At 70.7% G+C, this 16628-nt stretch carries 10 protein-coding genes and 1 pseudogene; 10 read left to right on the plus strand and 1 reads right to left on the minus strand.

Features of this window, described 5'->3' with window-relative positions; genetic code table 11:
• Positions 1-321 (plus strand): TadE family type IV pilus minor pilin (locus tag G3I19_RS09325; protein ID WP_275402710.1); only part of this gene is annotated, 321 nt, incomplete at its 5' end.
• A 2-nt stretch (positions 322-323) separates the two neighbouring features.
• Positions 324-602, plus strand: a pseudogene (locus tag G3I19_RS37355) (Rv3654c family TadE-like protein); the annotation flags it as partial.
• 40 nt (positions 603-642) lie between these two features.
• Here the strand turns inward: G3I19_RS37355 and G3I19_RS09335 are convergent.
• Positions 643-3231, minus strand: coding sequence for a DEAD/DEAH box helicase (locus G3I19_RS09335; protein ID WP_203599369.1), 2589 nt, complete (start codon positions 3229-3231; stop codon positions 643-645).
• A gap of 80 nt (positions 3232-3311) precedes the next feature.
• Here G3I19_RS09335 and G3I19_RS09340 point away from each other — a divergent pair, with 80 nt between their 5' ends.
• The 8 genes from G3I19_RS09340 (at position 3312) to tmk (ending at position 16523) form a co-directional block, all read left to right on the plus strand.
• Entirely contained in the window at positions 3312-3665 is a 354-nt protein-coding gene (locus G3I19_RS09340) for an STAS domain-containing protein (RefSeq protein ID WP_003967428.1), read from the plus strand.
• 84 nt (positions 3666-3749) lie between these two features.
• Positions 3750-4214, plus strand: coding sequence for an ATP-binding protein (locus G3I19_RS09345; protein WP_164261927.1), 465 nt, complete (start codon positions 3750-3752; stop codon positions 4212-4214).
• A 263-nt stretch (positions 4215-4477) separates the two neighbouring features.
• Positions 4478-6877 carry a sodium-translocating pyrophosphatase gene (locus tag G3I19_RS09350; protein WP_164261930.1) on the plus strand — a complete coding sequence of 800 codons (2400 nt, stop codon included), beginning with the start codon at positions 4478-4480 and terminating at the stop codon, positions 6875-6877.
• A gap of 288 nt (positions 6878-7165) precedes the next feature.
• A complete protein-coding gene (locus G3I19_RS09355) occupies positions 7166-7735 on the plus strand; it encodes a small secreted protein (protein WP_164261933.1) in 570 nt (189 codons plus the stop codon).
• Positions 7736-7876: 141 nt separating this feature from the next.
• Positions 7877-9391 carry a class I SAM-dependent methyltransferase gene (locus tag G3I19_RS09360; protein ID WP_343235037.1) on the plus strand — a complete coding sequence of 505 codons (1515 nt, stop codon included), beginning with the start codon at positions 7877-7879 and terminating at the stop codon, positions 9389-9391.
• A 339-nt stretch (positions 9392-9730) separates the two neighbouring features.
• A complete protein-coding gene (locus G3I19_RS09365; RefSeq protein ID WP_164261938.1) occupies positions 9731-9928 on the plus strand; it encodes a hypothetical protein in 198 nt (65 codons plus the stop codon).
• A 227-nt stretch (positions 9929-10155) separates the two neighbouring features.
• A complete protein-coding gene (topA, locus tag G3I19_RS09370) occupies positions 10156-13008 on the plus strand; it encodes a type I DNA topoisomerase (RefSeq protein WP_164261941.1) in 2853 nt (950 codons plus the stop codon).
• Between the two features lie 215 nt (positions 13009-13223).
• On the plus strand, positions 13224-16523 hold the full coding sequence (tmk, locus tag G3I19_RS09375) for a dTMP kinase (protein ID WP_164261944.1): 3300 nt from the start codon (positions 13224-13226) through the stop codon (positions 16521-16523).
• Positions 16524-16628: the final 105 nt, after the last annotated feature.

The following is a 16628-nucleotide window of genomic DNA, read 5'->3' on the forward strand; positions in this document are numbered from 1 at the left end:
GCCGCGGTCGCCGCTGCCCGGTCGGCGGCCCCGCGCGGCGCCCGCGTCACGATGGACCGTGCGGGGGAGCTGTGGCGGGTCCGGGTGGAAGCGCCGACGCCGGGGCCCGGCGCCCTCAGCCTGACGCTCAAGGCGGAAGCGGCCGCGCTCGACGAGTCCCGGGTGAGCGGCCCGGGCATCCCCGGCAATCCTGACGAGCCCGGCGGCCCCGGTGACGCCACTGGCTCCGTCAGGGCTGCCGGGAGCAGGGGCTCAGCCAACGCCGGCAGGACGAAGGGCGGAACGCGCGCACTGTCGGAGAAGGCGGAGGTACGGACATGAGCATGAGGAGGTTCGGACGGTATCGGAACGACCGCGGCTCGGCGACGGTGTGGGTGGCCATGGCGATGGCCTCCCTCTGCGTGATCTTCGCGGCCCTGCTTGCGATGGGGCAGGGTGTGGCGGCCCGTCACCGGGCTGGTGGGGCGGCCGACCTGGCGGCCTTGGCAGCCGCCGACCGCGCGCTGCAGGGGCAGAGCACCGCGTGTGCTGCGGCGGTGAGGGTGGCCGGAGCGCAGGGGGCCAGGGTGGTGCGGTGCGCGGTGAGGGACGGGATCGCCGACCTGACGGCGGAGGCGCGGTTCGGGCCTTATGCACCGAGGGTCAGAGCCCGGGCCGGCCCCCCGGACGATCTCTCGTCCCGGAGCGGTCGCCCGCCTCGCCCGCCCGCGCTGTCTCCACCGTCTCCACTGCTTCCGCCGCCTCCGAAGGATTCGCCCGATCGGGTGAATCGGGTGAATCAGTGGCAGGAGCTTCGCGGAGGAGTTCCGTGAGGAGGCGTACGGCGCCTCGTTTGTGCAGGGGGTCGTTGCCGTTGCCGCATTTCGGGGACTGGATGCAGGAGGGGCAGCCCGCTTCGCACTCGCAGGATGCGATGGCTTCCCGGGTCGCGGTGAGCCATTCACGGGCCGTGTGGAAGGCCCGTTCGGCGAAGCCCGCCCCGCCGGGGTGGCCGTCGTACACGAAGACCGTCGGCAGCAGGGTGTCCGGGTGCAGGGGGATGGAGACGCCCCCGATGTCCCAGCGGTCGCAGGTGGCGAAGAGCGGCAGCATGCCGATGGAGGCGTGTTCTGCGGCGTGCAGGGCGCCCGCGAGCTGTTCCGGGTTGATGCGGGCGGCATCGAGCTGGTCCTCGGTGACCGTCCACCACACGGCCCGGGTGCGCAGGGTGCGGGGTGGCAGGTCGAGCTTGGTCTCACCGAGCACTTCCCCGGTGATGAGCCTGCGGCGCAGGAAGGAGACCACCTGGTTGGTGACCTCGACGGACCCGTAGCAGAGCCGCCCGGTGCCCCAGGGGATTTCGGTGTCGGTCTCCAGGACGGCGATGGCGGTGGTGTCCCGTGCGGTGGTCGAGTACGGCGGCCCGGCCTCCTCGACGAGGGCGGCGGAATCCTCCAGGTCCAGGTGCTTCACCACGTAGGTGCGTCCTTGGTGGAGGTGCACGGCGCCGTCGTGGACGGTGGTGTGGGAGGAGGCTTCGTCGACCGTGCCGAGGAGCCGGCCGGTGCCCGCCTCGACGATCTGGACGGGGCGGCCGCCCTCGCCGCGGATGTCGGTGAGGTCCGCGGCCCGCTCCCGCCGGGTCCAGTACCAGGACTTTCCCCGGCGGCGCAGCAGTTTCGCGGTCTCCAGCTGCGGCATCAGTCCGGCGGCCGCCGGACCGAAGAGGTCCAGATCGGAGGCTGTGAGCGGTAGTTCCGCCGCGGCCGCGCACAGATGGGGGGCGAGGACGTACGGGTTGTCCGGGTCCAGGACGGTGGACTCCACCGGCTGCTGGAAGAGAGCTTCCGGGTGGTGGACGAGGTAGGTGTCCAGCGGATCGTCACGGGCCACCAGGACGGCGAGAGCGCCGCCGCCCGAGCGGCCCGCCCGCCCCGCCTGCTGCCAGAGGGACGCCCGGGTGCCCGGGTAGCCGGCGATGACGACGGCGTCCAGCCCCGAGACGTCGATGCCGAGTTCCAGGGCGGTGGTGGCGGCGAGGCCGAGCAGTTCGCCGGAGTGCAGGGCGGCTTCGATGGCGCGGCGTTCCTCGGGGAGGTAGCCGCCCCGGTAGGCGGCGACCCTGGAGACCAGCGAGCGGTCGACCTGGGCCAGACGTTCCTGGGCGATGACGGAGATCAGCTCCGCGCCGCGCCGGGACCGTACGAAGGCGACCGAGCGGACACCCTGCACGGTCAGATCGGTGAGGAGGTCGGCTGTCTCGGCAGTGGCGGTACGCCGTACGGGAGCGCCCTGCTCGCCGTGGAGTTCGGTGAGCGGCGGCTCCCACAGGGCGAAGACCAGTTCGCCGCGGGGAGAGGCGTCGTCGGCCACCTCGTGCACGGGGAGGCCGGTGAGACGGCGCGCGGTCACAGCCGGCTGCGCCGCGGTGGCGGATGCCAGGAGGAAGACGGGGTCGGAGCCGTAGCGGGCGCAGAGGCGGCGCAGCCGGCGCACCACTTGCGCCACATGCGAGCCGAAGACGCCCCGGTAGGTGTGGCACTCGTCGATGACCACGTACCGCAGTGCGCGCAGGAAGGAGGCCCAGCGCGGGTGGGAGGGCAGGATCCCGCGGTGCAGCATGTCCGGATTGGTGAGGACGTAGTTGCCGAACTGACGTACCCATTCGCGCTCTTCGACGGGCGTGTCACCGTCGTAGACGGCCGGTCTGATGCCATGGCCCAGTGGCGCGGCCAGCTCCCGGAAGGAGCGCCGCTGGTCGGCGGCGAGGGCCTTGGTGGGGGCGAGGTAGAGGGCGGTGGCGCCCCGGCCGTTGGGCGCCTCCGAGCCGTCCAGGAGGGCCGAGAGGACCGGTGCGAGGTACGCGAGCGACTTGCCCGAGGCCGTACCCGTGGCGATGATCACAGATTCGCCGTCGAGCGCATGTTCGGCGGCTGTGGCCTGATGGGCCCATGGATGTTCGATGCCCAGTGCCTGAATGGACGCAATCACTTCGGGCCGGATGCGATCGGGCCAGACGGCATGGCGCCCCGCTCGCGGGGGCAGGTGCTCCGTATGAGTGATGCGCGAAGCCCGGTTCTGCCCTGCGGAGAGACGGTCGAGTATCTGCCGCGGACCGGGTCGTGCACCCGTGTCCCCGGTGGGTTGTCCGGAGCGTTGATTCTTGGCCATCGGTACCGAGTGTGTCACCGGCATGACGGACAATGGGCTGAAGGCGTCGTGCATGCCTGCTGGTAAGTGATTGAATGCCATCGCGGCTGGCGATCCGTTCCCTGGCTCCGCCGGGGAGACCACGTGGGGCGGCCGCTCGATAGCAAGGTGCTGGAGGATCCGTGGACCTGTCCCTGTCGACTCGCAATGTGTCCGGGCCTGGTGGCGACCGTACGGTCGTCGAGGTCGGTGGCGAGATTGATGTATATACCGCGCCCAAGCTGCGCGAGCAGTTGGTCGAGTTGGTGAACGACGGCAGTTACCACCTGGTCGTCGACATGGAGGGCGTGGACTTCCTCGACTCCACCGGACTCGGCGTGCTCGTAGGCGGCCTGAAGCGCGTGCGTGCCCATGAGGGCTCGCTGCGCCTGGTCTGCAACCAGGAGCGCATTCTCAAGATCTTCCGTATCACCGGTCTGACCAAGGTGTTTCCGATCCACACCACGGTCGATGAAGCCGTCGCGGCAACCGACTGACGGCTCCGGAGGAAGAACGCAGGGGTACCGGGCTCCCAGCCCGGTCCCCCCGAGAAGCACGCCCGTACGTCTGAGGGGGACCGCATGGCCACCGTTGAACTCCGTTTCAGCGCCCAGCCCGAACATGTGAGGACGGCTCGCCTGGTGGCGGCCGCCGTGGCACGCCGGGCCGGGGTCGATGAGGCCGTGCTGGACGAAGTGAGACTCGCGGTCGGCGAGGCGTGTTCCCGTGCGGTGGGTCTCCACCGCGGCAATGGCATCTCGGCGCCCGTCCGCGTCGTACTGATCGAGGAGGAGAAGTCTTTCTCCATCGAAGTCGGGGACGAGGTGCCGAGTACGGGCGGTGCGGCCTCCGCGGATTCCGGGGCGTCCGACGCTCCGGCCGTGGGGGGCGCCGACCCGTCCCTGGACGGCTCCGCGGACGGTGAGGACGAGATGGGCCTCGCGGTCATCAGTGGTCTGGTCGACGATGTGGAGGTCACTTCCGGCGAGGCCGGCGGAGTCATCCGTATGACGTGGCCGACGGCATCGGCGGCCGAGCTGCCCTGACCGCCCTGATCGCCCCGACCGGACTGCCGTCCCCTTTACCGGCCCTGCTCAGCAGGGCCTTTTTTGTTTTCCTTGATCCCTGAGTTGTATTGCGTGCCGCAACGCGCATCCCATTGAATGCCTCTGCCCCATTACTTTCTCTTTGTGCTCCGGAGCAGGTTTATTCAGACGGGGATCAATTCCGTTTACCGCGCCCTGTTTTGATCAGGATCCGCTCCCTACAATCCGTCCACATCTTGAGCTCTGAGCATCAAGGAGGACGAATGGCGGGGCTCCTCAACCCACAGCAGTCCGAACACTCCACATCCCTCGCGGCCGCGGCCCTCACCGACGGCAACCGGATCATCGTGATCGTCATCGCCGTGGTGGCGCTGGCGGCCCTGCTCGTCGCCCAGCTGCTGGTACGTCAGGTGCTGGCCGCCGGCGAGGGCACCGATTCGATGAAAGAGATCGCGGCAGCGGTGCAGGAAGGCGCGAATGCCTATCTGGGCAGGCAGTTGCGCACACTGGGCGTCTTTGCCGTCGTCGTGTTCTTCCTGCTCTTCCTGCTCCCGGCCGACGACTGGTCCCAGCGCGCGGGGCGTTCCGTCTTCTTCCTGGTCGGTGCGCTTTTCTCGGCGATCACCGGATACATCGGCATGCGGCTCGCCGTAAGAGCGAATGTGCGCGTGGCGGCAGCGGCCCGGGAAGCGACTCCGGGGGAGGGTGAGCCGGAAAAGGATCTCACCGCTGTCTCGCACAAGGCAATGAAGATCGCTTTCCGTACGGGCGGCGTGGTCGGCATGTTCACCGTGGGCCTCGGCCTGCTCGGTGCCTCCTGCGTCGTGCTCGTCTACGCGGCCGACGCGCCCAAGGTGCTGGAGGGCTTCGGGCTCGGCGCCGCACTGATCGCCATGTTCATGAGGGTCGGCGGCGGTATCTTCACCAAGGCCGCCGATGTCGGTGCCGACCTGGTCGGCAAGGTGGAGCAGGGCATTCCGGAGGACGACCCGCGCAACGCCGCGACCATCGCGGACAACGTGGGTGACAACGTCGGCGACTGCGCGGGTATGGCCGCCGACCTCTTCGAGTCCTACGCCGTCACGCTCGTCGCCGCCCTCATCCTCGGTAAGGCCGCCTTCGGGAATTCCGGCCTCGCCTTCCCCCTGATCGTCCCGGCGATCGGCGTGGTCACCGCGATGATCGGAATCTTCGCGGTCGCCCCGCGGCGCTCCGACCGCAGCGGGATGTCCGCGATCAACCGCGGCTTCTTCATCTCCGCCGTGATCTCCCTGGTCCTGGTGGCCGCGGCGGTCTACACCTATCTGCCCGGTTCGTACGGCGACCTGCACGGCGTCACCGACGCGACCATCCGGGCGCACAGCGGCGATCCGAGGACCCTCGCCCTGGTGGCGGTCGCCATCGGTATCGTCCTGGCCGCGCTCATCCAGCAGCTGACCGGCTACTTCACCGAGACCAGCCGCCGCCCGGTCAGGGACATCGGCAAGTCGTCACTCACCGGCGCCGCGACCGTGGTGCTCGCGGGGGTCGCCATCGGGCTGGAGTCCGCTGTCTACACCGCGCTGCTCATCGGGCTCGGGGTGTACGGGGCGTTCCTGCTCGGCGGTACGTCGATCATGCTCGCCCTCTTCGCGGTGGCTCTGGCAGGAACGGGCCTGCTCACCACCGTCGGTGTCATCGTCGCGATGGACACCTTCGGCCCGGTCTCCGACAACGCGCAGGGCATCGCCGAGATGTCCGGCGACGTCGAAGGCGCGGGCGCCCAGGTGCTCACCGACCTGGACGCGGTCGGCAACACCACCAAGGCCATCACCAAGGGCATCGCCATCGCGACGGCGGTGCTCGCGGCCTCGGCGCTCTTCGGTTCCTACCGCGACGCCCTCGCCACGGCCGTCGACGACGTACACGCCAAGGCGGGTGAACTCGGCCTGAGCATGGACATCTCCCAGCCCAACAACCTGGTGGGCCTGATGTTCGGCGCCGCGGTCGTCTTCCTCTTCTCGGGGCTCGCCGTCAACGCGGTCTCACGCTCGGCCGGGTCCGTGGTCTACGAGGTCAGGCGGCAGTTCCGCGAGCACCCCGGGATCATGGACTACAGCGAGAAGCCCGAGTACGGCCGGGTGGTCGACATCTGCACCAAGGACGCCCTGCGCGAGCTGACCACGCCGGGCCTGCTCGCGGTGATGGCGCCCATCGCGGTCGGTTTCACCCTCGGCGTCGGGGCGCTCGGCTCGTTCCTCGCGGGCGCGATCGGGGCCGGCACCCTGATGGCCGTCTTCCTGGCCAACTCCGGTGGCGCGTGGGACAACGCCAAGAAACTCGTCGAGGACGGCCACCACGGCGGCAAGGGCAGCGACGCCCATGCGGCGACCGTCATCGGCGACACGGTCGGCGACCCGTTCAAGGACACGGCGGGCCCGGCGATCAACCCGCTGCTCAAGGTGATGAACCTGGTGGCGCTGCTGATCGCGCCCGCGGTGGTGAGGTTCAGCTACGGGGACAACGCCAGTGCTCCGGTGCGGGCCGTGGTGGCGGCGGTCGCCATCGTGGTCATCGTCGGCGCGGTGTACGTGTCGAAGCGGCGGGGCGTCTCCGTGGGCGGAGCGGAGGAAGAAGCCGGCGAGACGGCGGGCCCTGCGGTGGCCGCCCAGGACAGCCCCTAGCTGTGGGGAGCGCGGGCTGTACCGATCAGGGGCGCCCGACAGCCCCGGTGCAGCTCCTGTGCGGCGCCGGTAATGGCCCATCAGGCGGGGGGCGGTCAGGCCGTGCTGACGGCATGTCCGCCCCTCGCTGTATGCCGGTGCATGGTCCTGCTCCCGTGAGCCTTGTCTCTCCCGCCCCGTTTTGGTGCAAATGGCTTTAATGCGGTCAAAAACGGGCGCACGACACGCGAATGTCGCCCACTTGGCGTGTATGTTCCGGGGCCGAGAGCCTTGGAAGGGACCAATCCGGTGAACAAGAAGCTTGCTGCCGCACTGTCCGGCGGTGCGGTACTGGTACTGGCGTTGTCGGGCTGCGGTGACAGCAGCAGTGACAAGACGAACGACTGGGCCAAGTCGCTCTGCGGCGACATCGGGCCCCAGCTGACGAAGATCAACAAGGCCAACCAGCAGATCACCGCCGTGGCGGCGGACGGCAAGCCCGCGGACATCCAGAAGGCCGACTCGGCCGCGTTCCAGGACCTGTCCTCGGCCGACGCGGCCATCGCCGCCGGGCTCAAGAAGGCCGGGCCGCCGCCCGGTGACGACGGCAAGAAGATCCAGCAGGACGCCATCACCGAGCTGAACGCCAACTCGAAGGCGTACGCCGGCCTGAAGAAGCAGGTCGACGCGTTGAACGTCAAGGACCAGCAGAAGTTCTCCGACGGCCTCAAGAGCATCGGCGAGAACATGAAGAAGATCGACGAGACCGCCTACAAGAAGCTCTTCTCCGGCGACACGGGCAAGGCGCTGCTCAACCAGGACGCGTGCAAGGTCGCGACGTCCTCGCCGTCCCCCACCGTCGCGCCCTCCAAGGCGTAGCGCGGCGGAGCCCGGCCGACCGGCCGGCGACCGCTGATGGCTGACACCCCGACCGCGGCCGGGGTGTCAGCCATCAGCGGTTTTCCGCTGTCCGCCGCGCTCGGTGCGGGCGTTGTCAGTGGGAGCAGCCACAATGGAGCGGTGAGTACGACCAGTCTTCCCGCGCCCGACCACTCGCCCCTGATCCGTGAGGCGCTGCTCGCCGCCGCGTTCACCGCGGACGGCCTGCTCGACCTGCTCGGCGCGCCCGCGTACGCCGCGCTGGCCCGCAGCGAGACGGTGCCCGCGCTGCGCGCCACGCGTGGCCGGACACCGCTGGAGACGCTGGTGCGGCTCTTCCTGCTCCAGCAGACCGTCCCCGCCGAGCAGGCCGCGGCCGCACTGCCGTTGGAGGAGTGCGTCACGGACGGCTGGGTGGTGCGCGCGGACGACGGCGTACGGGCGACGGTGGACGTCAGGCCGTACGGAGGCCCGGAGGGGCAGGACTGGTTCATCGTCTCGGACCCGGGGTGCGGGGTCGGTGGCGCCGGTGGCATCGGCAGCCATGACGAAGGCGTGGTGCTGGGGGTCGGCGGGGCGTCCACCACGCTCGCCGGGATCACCGTTCGTACGCCTGTCGGGCGGGCGCTCGACCTCGGTACCGGATCAGGCATCCAGGCGCTGCACGCCGCGCAGCACGCGACTGCTGTGACGGCCACCGACCTCAACCCGCGGGCGCTCGCCTTCACCCGTCTCACCCTCGCGCTGTCCGGTGCCCCCGCGGCGGACCTCCGCGACGGTTCGCTCTTCGAGCCGGTGGCGGGCGAGGCGTACGACCTGATCGTGTCCAACCCGCCGTTCGTCATCTCGCCCGGAGCCCGGCTGACCTACCGGGACGGCGGGATGGGCGGGGACGATCTCTGCCGCTCGCTCGTGTCGGAGGCCGGTGCCCATCTGAACACGGGGGGATACGCCCAGTTCCTGGCCAACTGGCAGCATGTGGAAGGCGAGGAGTGGCAGGACCGGCTTCGCTCCTGGGTGCCGCGCGGCTGCGACGCGTGGATCGTGCAGCGCGAGGTGCAGGACATCACGCAGTACGCGGAGCTGTGGCTGCGCGACAGCGGCGACCACCGCGCGGACCCCGACGCCTACGCCGAGCGGTACGAGGCGTGGCTCGACGAGTTCGACGCCCGGCGGACCAAGGCGGTCGGCTTCGGCTGGATCACGCTGCACAAGTCGGGGTCCGACCGTCCGTCGATCGTGGTGGAGGAGTGGCCGCACCCGGTCGAGCAGCCGCTCGGCGAGACCGTACGGGCGCACTTCGAGCGCAGGGACTATCTGCGCGACCACGACGACGCGGCCCTCCTCGCCGGGTACTTCAGGCTCGCGCCCGAGGTGGTGCAGGAGCAGGTCGGCATGCCGGGCGCCGAGGACCCCGAACATGTGATCCTCCGGCAGAACCGCGGTATGCGCAGGGCGACCAAGGTCGACACGGTGGGGGCGGGCTTCGCCGGCGTGTGTGACGGGACGCTCTCCGCCGGGCAGATCCTGGACGCCATCGCCCAGTTGCTCGGTGAGGACCCGGTGGTGCTCAGGGACCGCACCCCGCAGTCCATCAGGCTGCTGGTCGAGGAGGGCTTCCTCGACCCGGTGGGCCCGCCGGCCGCGGCCGTCTGACCGCCGGTCGCCTGCATCTGTCCGAGAACCGCCGGTCCGCCTGCGGGCGTCCGCGAACCACCGGTCCCTCAGCGAACCACCGGTCCGTCCGAGAACCACCGGTCCCTCCGCGAACCACCAGTCCGTCAGAGAAGCGCCGGTCCGGCCGAGGTCCGAAGGTCCGCCGGAAGCCCGGCCGGCCGGCCGGAGCGGCCCGGCGTCGGGCCGCGGCCGTCGCCCGGCCGCCGTCCCGCCCACTGGCCGGTCGCCCGCGCCCGCCGTTCACCCGTCGTTCGCGCCGGTGTCGTCCCGGCGTGCCAGCCTCGCCGTCCTGGCACTCGGGGACGGGATGGTACGGACATGGAGAGCGCGCCCGCGGTCTTCGCCGGAACGACATTCGCACTGTTCGGGGGTGCGCTGCTGCTGTGGACCGGGGCGCGCACGCTCCGTCGTGCGCCGGTGGCGGAGGGGGTGGACCCCACCCGCGCCCGCGTTCTGGCGGTGGTGTCCGGCGTGGTGTCACTCGCCCTGGGGGTGTGGTGCTTCACCCGCCTCTGACGATCACCCGCCGTGCCGCCTCCGGGGCTCCGCGGCGGAGCCCCGCAGGGGGCTGAGCGAGGCTCCGGCGAGGGCAGTGGGCCGATCCGGGCGGCAGAAATGCCGGTAGTCGGGTTACCGTTCCAGTGGCCGTTGCGGGCTTTTGCCGTTTGACACGGGGACGGGATGTACCGTCACACTCCGCAGCGAGCATGACCACCGAGTGCCGACCGGAGAGAAGAGCCACGTTGTCCCCGACCAGCGAGACCGCACACGGTGGCCGCCGACTCGTCATTGTCGAGTCGCCCGCCAAGGCGAAGACGATCAAGGGCTATCTCGGCCCGGGTTATGTCGTCGAGGCGAGCGTCGGGCACATCCGCGACCTCCCGAACGGTGCCGCCGAGGTGCCGGACAAGTACACCGGCGAGGTGCGCCGCCTCGGCGTGGACGTCGACAATGACTTCCAGCCCATCTATGTCGTCAACGCCGACAAGAAGGCGCAGGTCAGGAAGCTCAAGGACCTCCTCGCGGAGTCCGATGAACTCTTCCTCGCCACCGATGAGGACCGCGAGGGCGAAGCCATCGCGTGGCACCTCCAGGAGGTCCTGAAGCCCAAGGTCCCGGTCCACCGGATGGTCTTCCACGAGATCACCAAGGAAGCGATCAGGGCCGCCGTCGCCAATCCGCGCGAGCTCAACAAGCGCATGGTCGACGCGCAGGAAACCCGCCGGATCCTCGACCGTCTCTACGGCTACGAGGTCTCCCCGGTCCTGTGGAAGAAGGTCATGCCGCGCCTCTCGGCGGGCCGTGTGCAGTCCGTCGCGACCCGGCTGGTCGTCGAACGGGAACGCGAACGCATCGCGTTCCGTTCTGCTGAGTACTGGGACCTCACCGGCACGTTCTCCACCGGCCGCCAGGGCGACGCATCCGACCCGTCGACCCTCGTGGCCCGGCTGAATTCGGTGGACGGCCGCCGGGTCGCCCAGGGCCGTGACTTCAACTCCACGGGACAGCTCAAGAGCGACGTCCTGCACCTTGACGAGGCCAATGCCCGGGCGCTCGCCGCCGCGCTGGCCGACTCGGCCTTCGCGGTGCGCTCGGTCGAGTCCAAGCCGTACCGCCGCTCGCCGTACGCCCCGTTCCGTACGACGACCCTCCAGCAGGAGGCCAGCCGCAAGCTGGGATTCGGTGCGAAGTCGACCATGCAGGTGGCCCAGAAGCTGTATGAGAACGGCTTCATCACCTATATGCGTACGGACTCCACGACCCTCTCGGACACCGCGGTCGGCGCGGCCCGTGCCCAGGTCACGCAGTTGTACGGCGGCGACTACCTGCCGGACAAGCCGCGCACGTACGCCGGCAAGGTCAAGAACGCACAGGAGGCGCACGAGGCGATCCGCCCCTCGGGCGACCGGTTCCGTACGCCTGCCGAGACCGGTCTCTCCGGTGACCAGTTCCGGCTGTACGAGCTGATCTGGAAGCGGACCGTCGCCTCCCAGATGAAGGACGCGGTCGGTAACTCCGTCACCGTCAAGATCGCGGGCACCTCGTCCGACGGCCGGGTCGCCGAGTTCTCGGCCTCCGGCAAGACGATCACCTTCCACGGCTTCATGAAGGCGTACGTCGAAGGGGCCGACGACCCGAACGCCGAGCTGGACGACCGCGAGCGCAGGCTGCCGCAGGTCGCCGAGGGCGACGCGCTCTCCGCCCAGGAGATGACCGTCGACGGCCACTCCACCAAGCCGCCGGCCCGCTACACCGAGGCATCGCTGGTCAAGGAGCTGGAAGAGCGGGAGATCGGCCGTCCCTCGACGTACGCGTCGATCATCGGCACCATCCTCGACCGCGGCTATGTCTTCAAGAAGGGCACCGCACTGGTCCCCTCCTTCCTCTCCTTCGCCGTGGTCAACCTGCTGGAGAAGCACTTCGGGCGGCTCGTCGACTACGACTTCACCGCACGGATGGAGGACGACCTCGACGGCATCGCGCGCGGCGAGGCCAAGTCCGTGCCGTGGCTGAGGCGGTTCTACTTCGGCGAGGGCGACGCGGGCACCGGCACCGCATCCGCCGCCGGGAACGGCGACGGCGACCACCTCGGCGGGCTCAAGGAGCTCGTCACCGACCTGGGCGCCATCGACGCCCGGGAGATCTCGTCCTTCCCGGTGGGCGAGGGGATCGTGCTGCGAGTCGGCCGGTACGGCCCGTACATCGAGCGCGGTGAGAAGGACTCCGAGAACCACCAGCGCGCCGACGTCCCCGACGACATGGCGCCCGACGAGCTGACCGTCGAGTTCGCCGAGGAGCTGCTCGCCAAGCCGAGCGGCGACTTCGAGCTGGGCACCGATCCCGAGTCGGGCCACCAGATCGTGGCGAAGGACGGCCGGTACGGCCCGTACGTCACGGAGGTCCTTCCCGAGGGCACCCCGAAGACCGGCAAGAACGCGGTGAAGCCGCGGACCGCCTCGCTCTTCAAGTCGATGTCGCTCGACACGGTCACGCTGGCCGAAGCGCTCAAGCTGATGTCGCTGCCCCGGGTGGTCGGCACGGACGCCGAGGGCGTCGAGATCACCGCGCAGAACGGCCGGTACGGCCCGTACCTCAAGAAGGGCACCGACTCGCGCTCCCTGGAGACCGAGGACCAGCTCTTCAACATCACGCTCGACGAGGCGCTGGCGATCTACGCCCAGCCGAAGCAGCGTGGGCGTGCCGCGGCCAAGCCGCCGCTCAAGGAGCTGGGCACCGACCCGGTCAGCGAGCGTCCCGTCGTCGTGAAGGACGGCCGGTTCGGCGCGTACGTCACGGACGGCGAGACGAACGCGACGCTGCGGACCGACGACAGCGTCGAGGACATCACGCCCGAGCGCGGTTACGAACTGCTCGCCGAGAAGCGCGCCAAGGGCCCGGCGAAGAAGAAGACCGCCAAGAAGGCCCCGGCCAAGAAGACGGCGGCGAAGAAGACGGCGGCGAAGAAGACCACCACGGCCACCAAGAAGACCGCGGCGAAGAAGACCACCACGGCGGCGAAGAAGGCTCCGGCCAAGAAGGCCCCCGCCAAGAAGGCCGCACAGAAGACCGGCGCCACGGCCTCGTCCGACGAGTAGGACGCGGCACCGGGGCCCCGCGCTGCCGTGAGGCGGGTGCCGCGGGTGAACCGGCGCACTGCGCACCGGAGTCCGCACGCACCGCGGTCCTGGCGTGCGGGAACACGATGGATCCAACGGCCGGTACGGCGCGTCCGCAATGGGCGCGGCGTACCGGCCGTCCAAATGTTCGGGGGGCCCGGCATGGATGTGGGCCTTCCGGATAGGCTGGCCGGATGACGCGAGCCGAGCAGCCAACGGTCGTGAGCCCCACCTCCGACGAACTAGCCGCAGACTCACGCGAGCGTGCCGTACGGGCCCTGTTGCGCATCCCTCCGCTCCGGCGGTTGTGGAGCGCCCAGCTCGTCGGCAATATCGGCGACACCCTCGCCCTTCTCGTGCTGCTGCTTCTTTCGTTGCAGGCGGCGGTCTCGCAAGAATCCTTCGGGGGCGGGTACCGCGGTGCCGCCTTCGCCGTAGCCGCCGTATTCGGCGCGCGGGCCCTTGCCACCCTGCTCTTCGGTGCCGTACTGCTCGGCCCGGTGGCCGCGCTGACCGCGCCGGACGGGCCGCTCGACCGCCGCTGGACCATGATCGGAGCGGACGGCCTGCGGGTCGCCCTGCTGATCATCGCCCCGCTGTGGGTCAACTGGACGCCGGCCGACGCGCCTGCCGCCCTGCTGGCCACGGTCTTCGTCACGGGTGTCGCCGAGCGCTTCTGGACCGTGGCCAAGGAGAGCACCGCACCCGCGCTGCTGCCGAAGCCGCCGCCGGAGAGCGTCGCGGTGCGAGGTCTGCCCGACCACCTCGAAGCGCTGCGCAAGCTCTCGCTGCGTACGGCCTTCCTCGCCATCCCGGCGGCCGCGGCCGCACTGCTGGTCGCCACACTGATCAGCAAGCTGCTGGGATCGGGCATCGACTGGTTCTCACAGCACCAGGCCGCGCTCGGCTCCTACGCCGCGGCCGGTCTCTTCGCCGCGTCCGTATCGACGCTGTACTTCCTGGAGCTGCCCGACGGCCAGACGCCGCGCGCGCGCTCCCCGCTGGAGGGGCTGCGCCGCCCCGCCGGTGCCAACGGTCCGGACAAGGGCCGCACCGGGACCGTCCCGCTGCTGGTGCTGGCCGCTGCCGCCGTCGCCGGAGCCATCGCGTCCGCCGCCGCCGTCGCCGTACTGGACGCCATCGACCTCGACGGCGGCCCGGTCGCCTTCGCGCTGCTCGTCCTCGTCCTGACCGCGGGCACGGCCGCCGGTATCCGCACCGCCCCCAAGACCCTCCCGGGTCTCTCCCGCCGCAGGCTGCTCGCGCTGGCGATCACTCTGACCGGTGTGGCGCTGCTGGTCATGGGCCTGGTCCCGGACACCGCGACCGTCGTGCTGATCGCCGCCGTCGCCGGCTGGTCGGCCGGTGTCTCCGCGAACACCGCGCACACCCTGATCGACCAGGAGACCGAGGACAGCAGGCGGGCCAGGACCACCGGGCACCTCCAGGCGGTCGTACGGGTCGCCATCGCGCTGGGCGCGATCGTGGCCCCGCTGGTCGCCGCCCTGATCGGTCCGCACCACCTCGGCAACGGCAGCTTCGTCTTCGCCCATGGCGGCGCCGCCTTCACACTGATGCTGGTCGGCGCGCTGCTGCTGCCGGTGGCCGCGCTCGTCCTGGTCAAGGCGGACGACCGTACGGGCGTACCGCTGCGCCACGATCTGCGGGACGCGCTGCGCGGCGGCGCCGACCCGGTCCAGGCCCCTGCGGCGACCGGTTTCTTCCTCGCATTCGAAGGCGGCGACGGGGCCGGCAAGTCCACCCAGGTCGAGGCGCTCGCGGAGTGGATCCGTGCCAAGGGCCACGAGGTCGTCGTCACCCGCGAACCGGGTGCGACCCCCGTCGGCAAGCGGCTGCGTTCGATCCTGCTCGACGTGGCGTCGGCAGGTCTGTCCAACCGCGCGGAGGCGCTGCTGTACGCGGCCGACCGCGCCGAGCACATCGACTCGGTCGTCCTGCCCGCCCTGGAGCGTGGCGCGATCGTCATCTCCGACCGCTACATCGACTCGTCGGTGGCCTACCAGGGCGCGGGCCGTGAACTGGCGCCGACCGAGATCAGCCGTATCAACCGCTGGGCGACCGGCGGTCTCGTTCCGCATCTGACGGTGCTGCTCGACGTCTCGCCTGAGGCCGCGCGCGAGCGCTTCACCGAGGCGCCCGACCGGCTGGAGTCCGAGCCCGCCGAATTCCACCAGCGGGTGCGGTCCGGGTTCCTGACGCTCGCCGCTGCCGATCCCGGCCGCTATCTGGTGGTGGACGGGGCGCAGGAACCGGACGCGATCACCACGGTCGTACGCCACCGCCTCGACCAGCTGCTCCCGCTCTCCGAAGCCGAGATCAAGGCTCAGGAAGAGGCGCGGAAGGCCGCCGAGGAGGAGGCCCGCAGGAAGGCCGAGGAGGAAGCGGCCCGCAAGGCGGAGGAGGAGCGGCTGGAGCGCGAGCGCCAGGCACAGCTCGCGAAGCTCCGGGCCGAGGAGGAGGAGCGCAAGCGCCGCGAGCTCGAAGAGGCGCGGCGGCGTGAGGAGGAGCGCCAGGCCGAGGAGGCGCGCCGGCAGGCCGAGGAGGCCAGGCGTCTCGCCGAGGAGGAGCGGCTCCGCCGTGAGGCCGAGGCGCAGGCGCGCGAGCAGGAGCAGGAGCGGCTCCGCAGGCAGAAGGAAGAGCAGGAGCGGCTCCGCGCGGAGGCCGATGAGCGCCGCAAGGAGAAGCAGCGCAAGGCCGAGCAGGCGCTGCTCCGGGCCGAGGAGGCTCGCAGGCAGGCCGAGGCGGAGGCCGCCGAGGCGGCGAAGACGGCGACGGCTTCGGGCAGCACCGGGGTTGCTGACAGCGAGACGACTGTCGAGACGCCTGTGATGGGCGGCAACGAGGTGACTCAGCCGGTGGCGGTGCGGCCCACCCCGCCGTCGTCCGACTCGGACGAGACGACGGTCATCCCGAAGTTCGCGGAGGGCGCGGGGGAGTCCGGGACGTCCGGCGGATCCGGTGGTGCGGCCGCCCCGTCGGGTGCCTCGGGTGCCTCGGGTGCTCACCCCTCGCAGAGTTCGCAGGGGTCGCAAGGGTCGCAGGGTTCGCAGGCGGAGGGTGCTGCGAGGTCCGGGCGGTCGGCGGGTCCTTCGTGGGCCGCCAGGCTGTCCGACCCGGCGGACGAGCCCGGTCCGGGGCCGGCGCCGGGTGCGGGATCCACCGCGGACTCGGAGGAGACGGCGGTTCTGCCGCAGGCGCAGCTGCCGGGCGCGACTCCCGCGGACCGGGTGCCGCCCGGGTACTTCAGGGACGAGCACTCCGGGCAGCCGCACCAGTCGCCGCCGGAGAACGCGAACGAGCGGACCCGCGAGCTGCCGCAGATCGATCCGGACCGCCCGCGCCGCCGCTCGGACTGGGCGGAGGAGACTCCGCTCGACGACCTGCCCTCGCTGGCGGACGAACTGCTGGGCTCGGACCGCGAGGACGAGGACCAGGACAACAGGGGCAGAGGCCGGGGCAAGGGACGGCGCTGACCGAACTGGGTCACGACCTGCGGGCCCGGAGGACTTCACCGTCCTCCGGGCCCGCGGTGCTGTGTGGGCCCCCGGAACACACAGGCTGTGGACAACGAGGCTGCG

This window comes from Streptomyces sp. SID10853 (genome assembly GCF_010548145.1).
Taxonomy (GTDB): Bacteria; Actinomycetota; Actinomycetes; order Streptomycetales; family Streptomycetaceae; genus Streptomyces.

What these genes read in the sequence shown, in the direction of transcription:
- tmk (WP_164261944.1), top strand. Translation starts at nt 13,224, where the DNA reads ATGACGCGAGCCGAGCAGCCAACGGTCGTGAGCCCCACCTCCGACGAA.
- G3I19_RS09350 (WP_164261930.1), top strand. Translation starts at nt 4,478, where the DNA reads ATGGCGGGGCTCCTCAACCCACAGCAGTCCGAACACTCCACATCCCTC.
- G3I19_RS09365 (WP_164261938.1), top strand. Translation starts at nt 9,731, where the DNA reads ATGGAGAGCGCGCCCGCGGTCTTCGCCGGAACGACATTCGCACTGTTC.
- G3I19_RS09335 (WP_203599369.1), bottom strand. Translation starts at nt 3,231, where the DNA reads ATGGCATTCAATCACTTACCAGCAGGCATGCACGACGCCTTCAGCCCA.
- G3I19_RS09345 (WP_164261927.1), top strand. Translation starts at nt 3,750, where the DNA reads ATGGCCACCGTTGAACTCCGTTTCAGCGCCCAGCCCGAACATGTGAGG.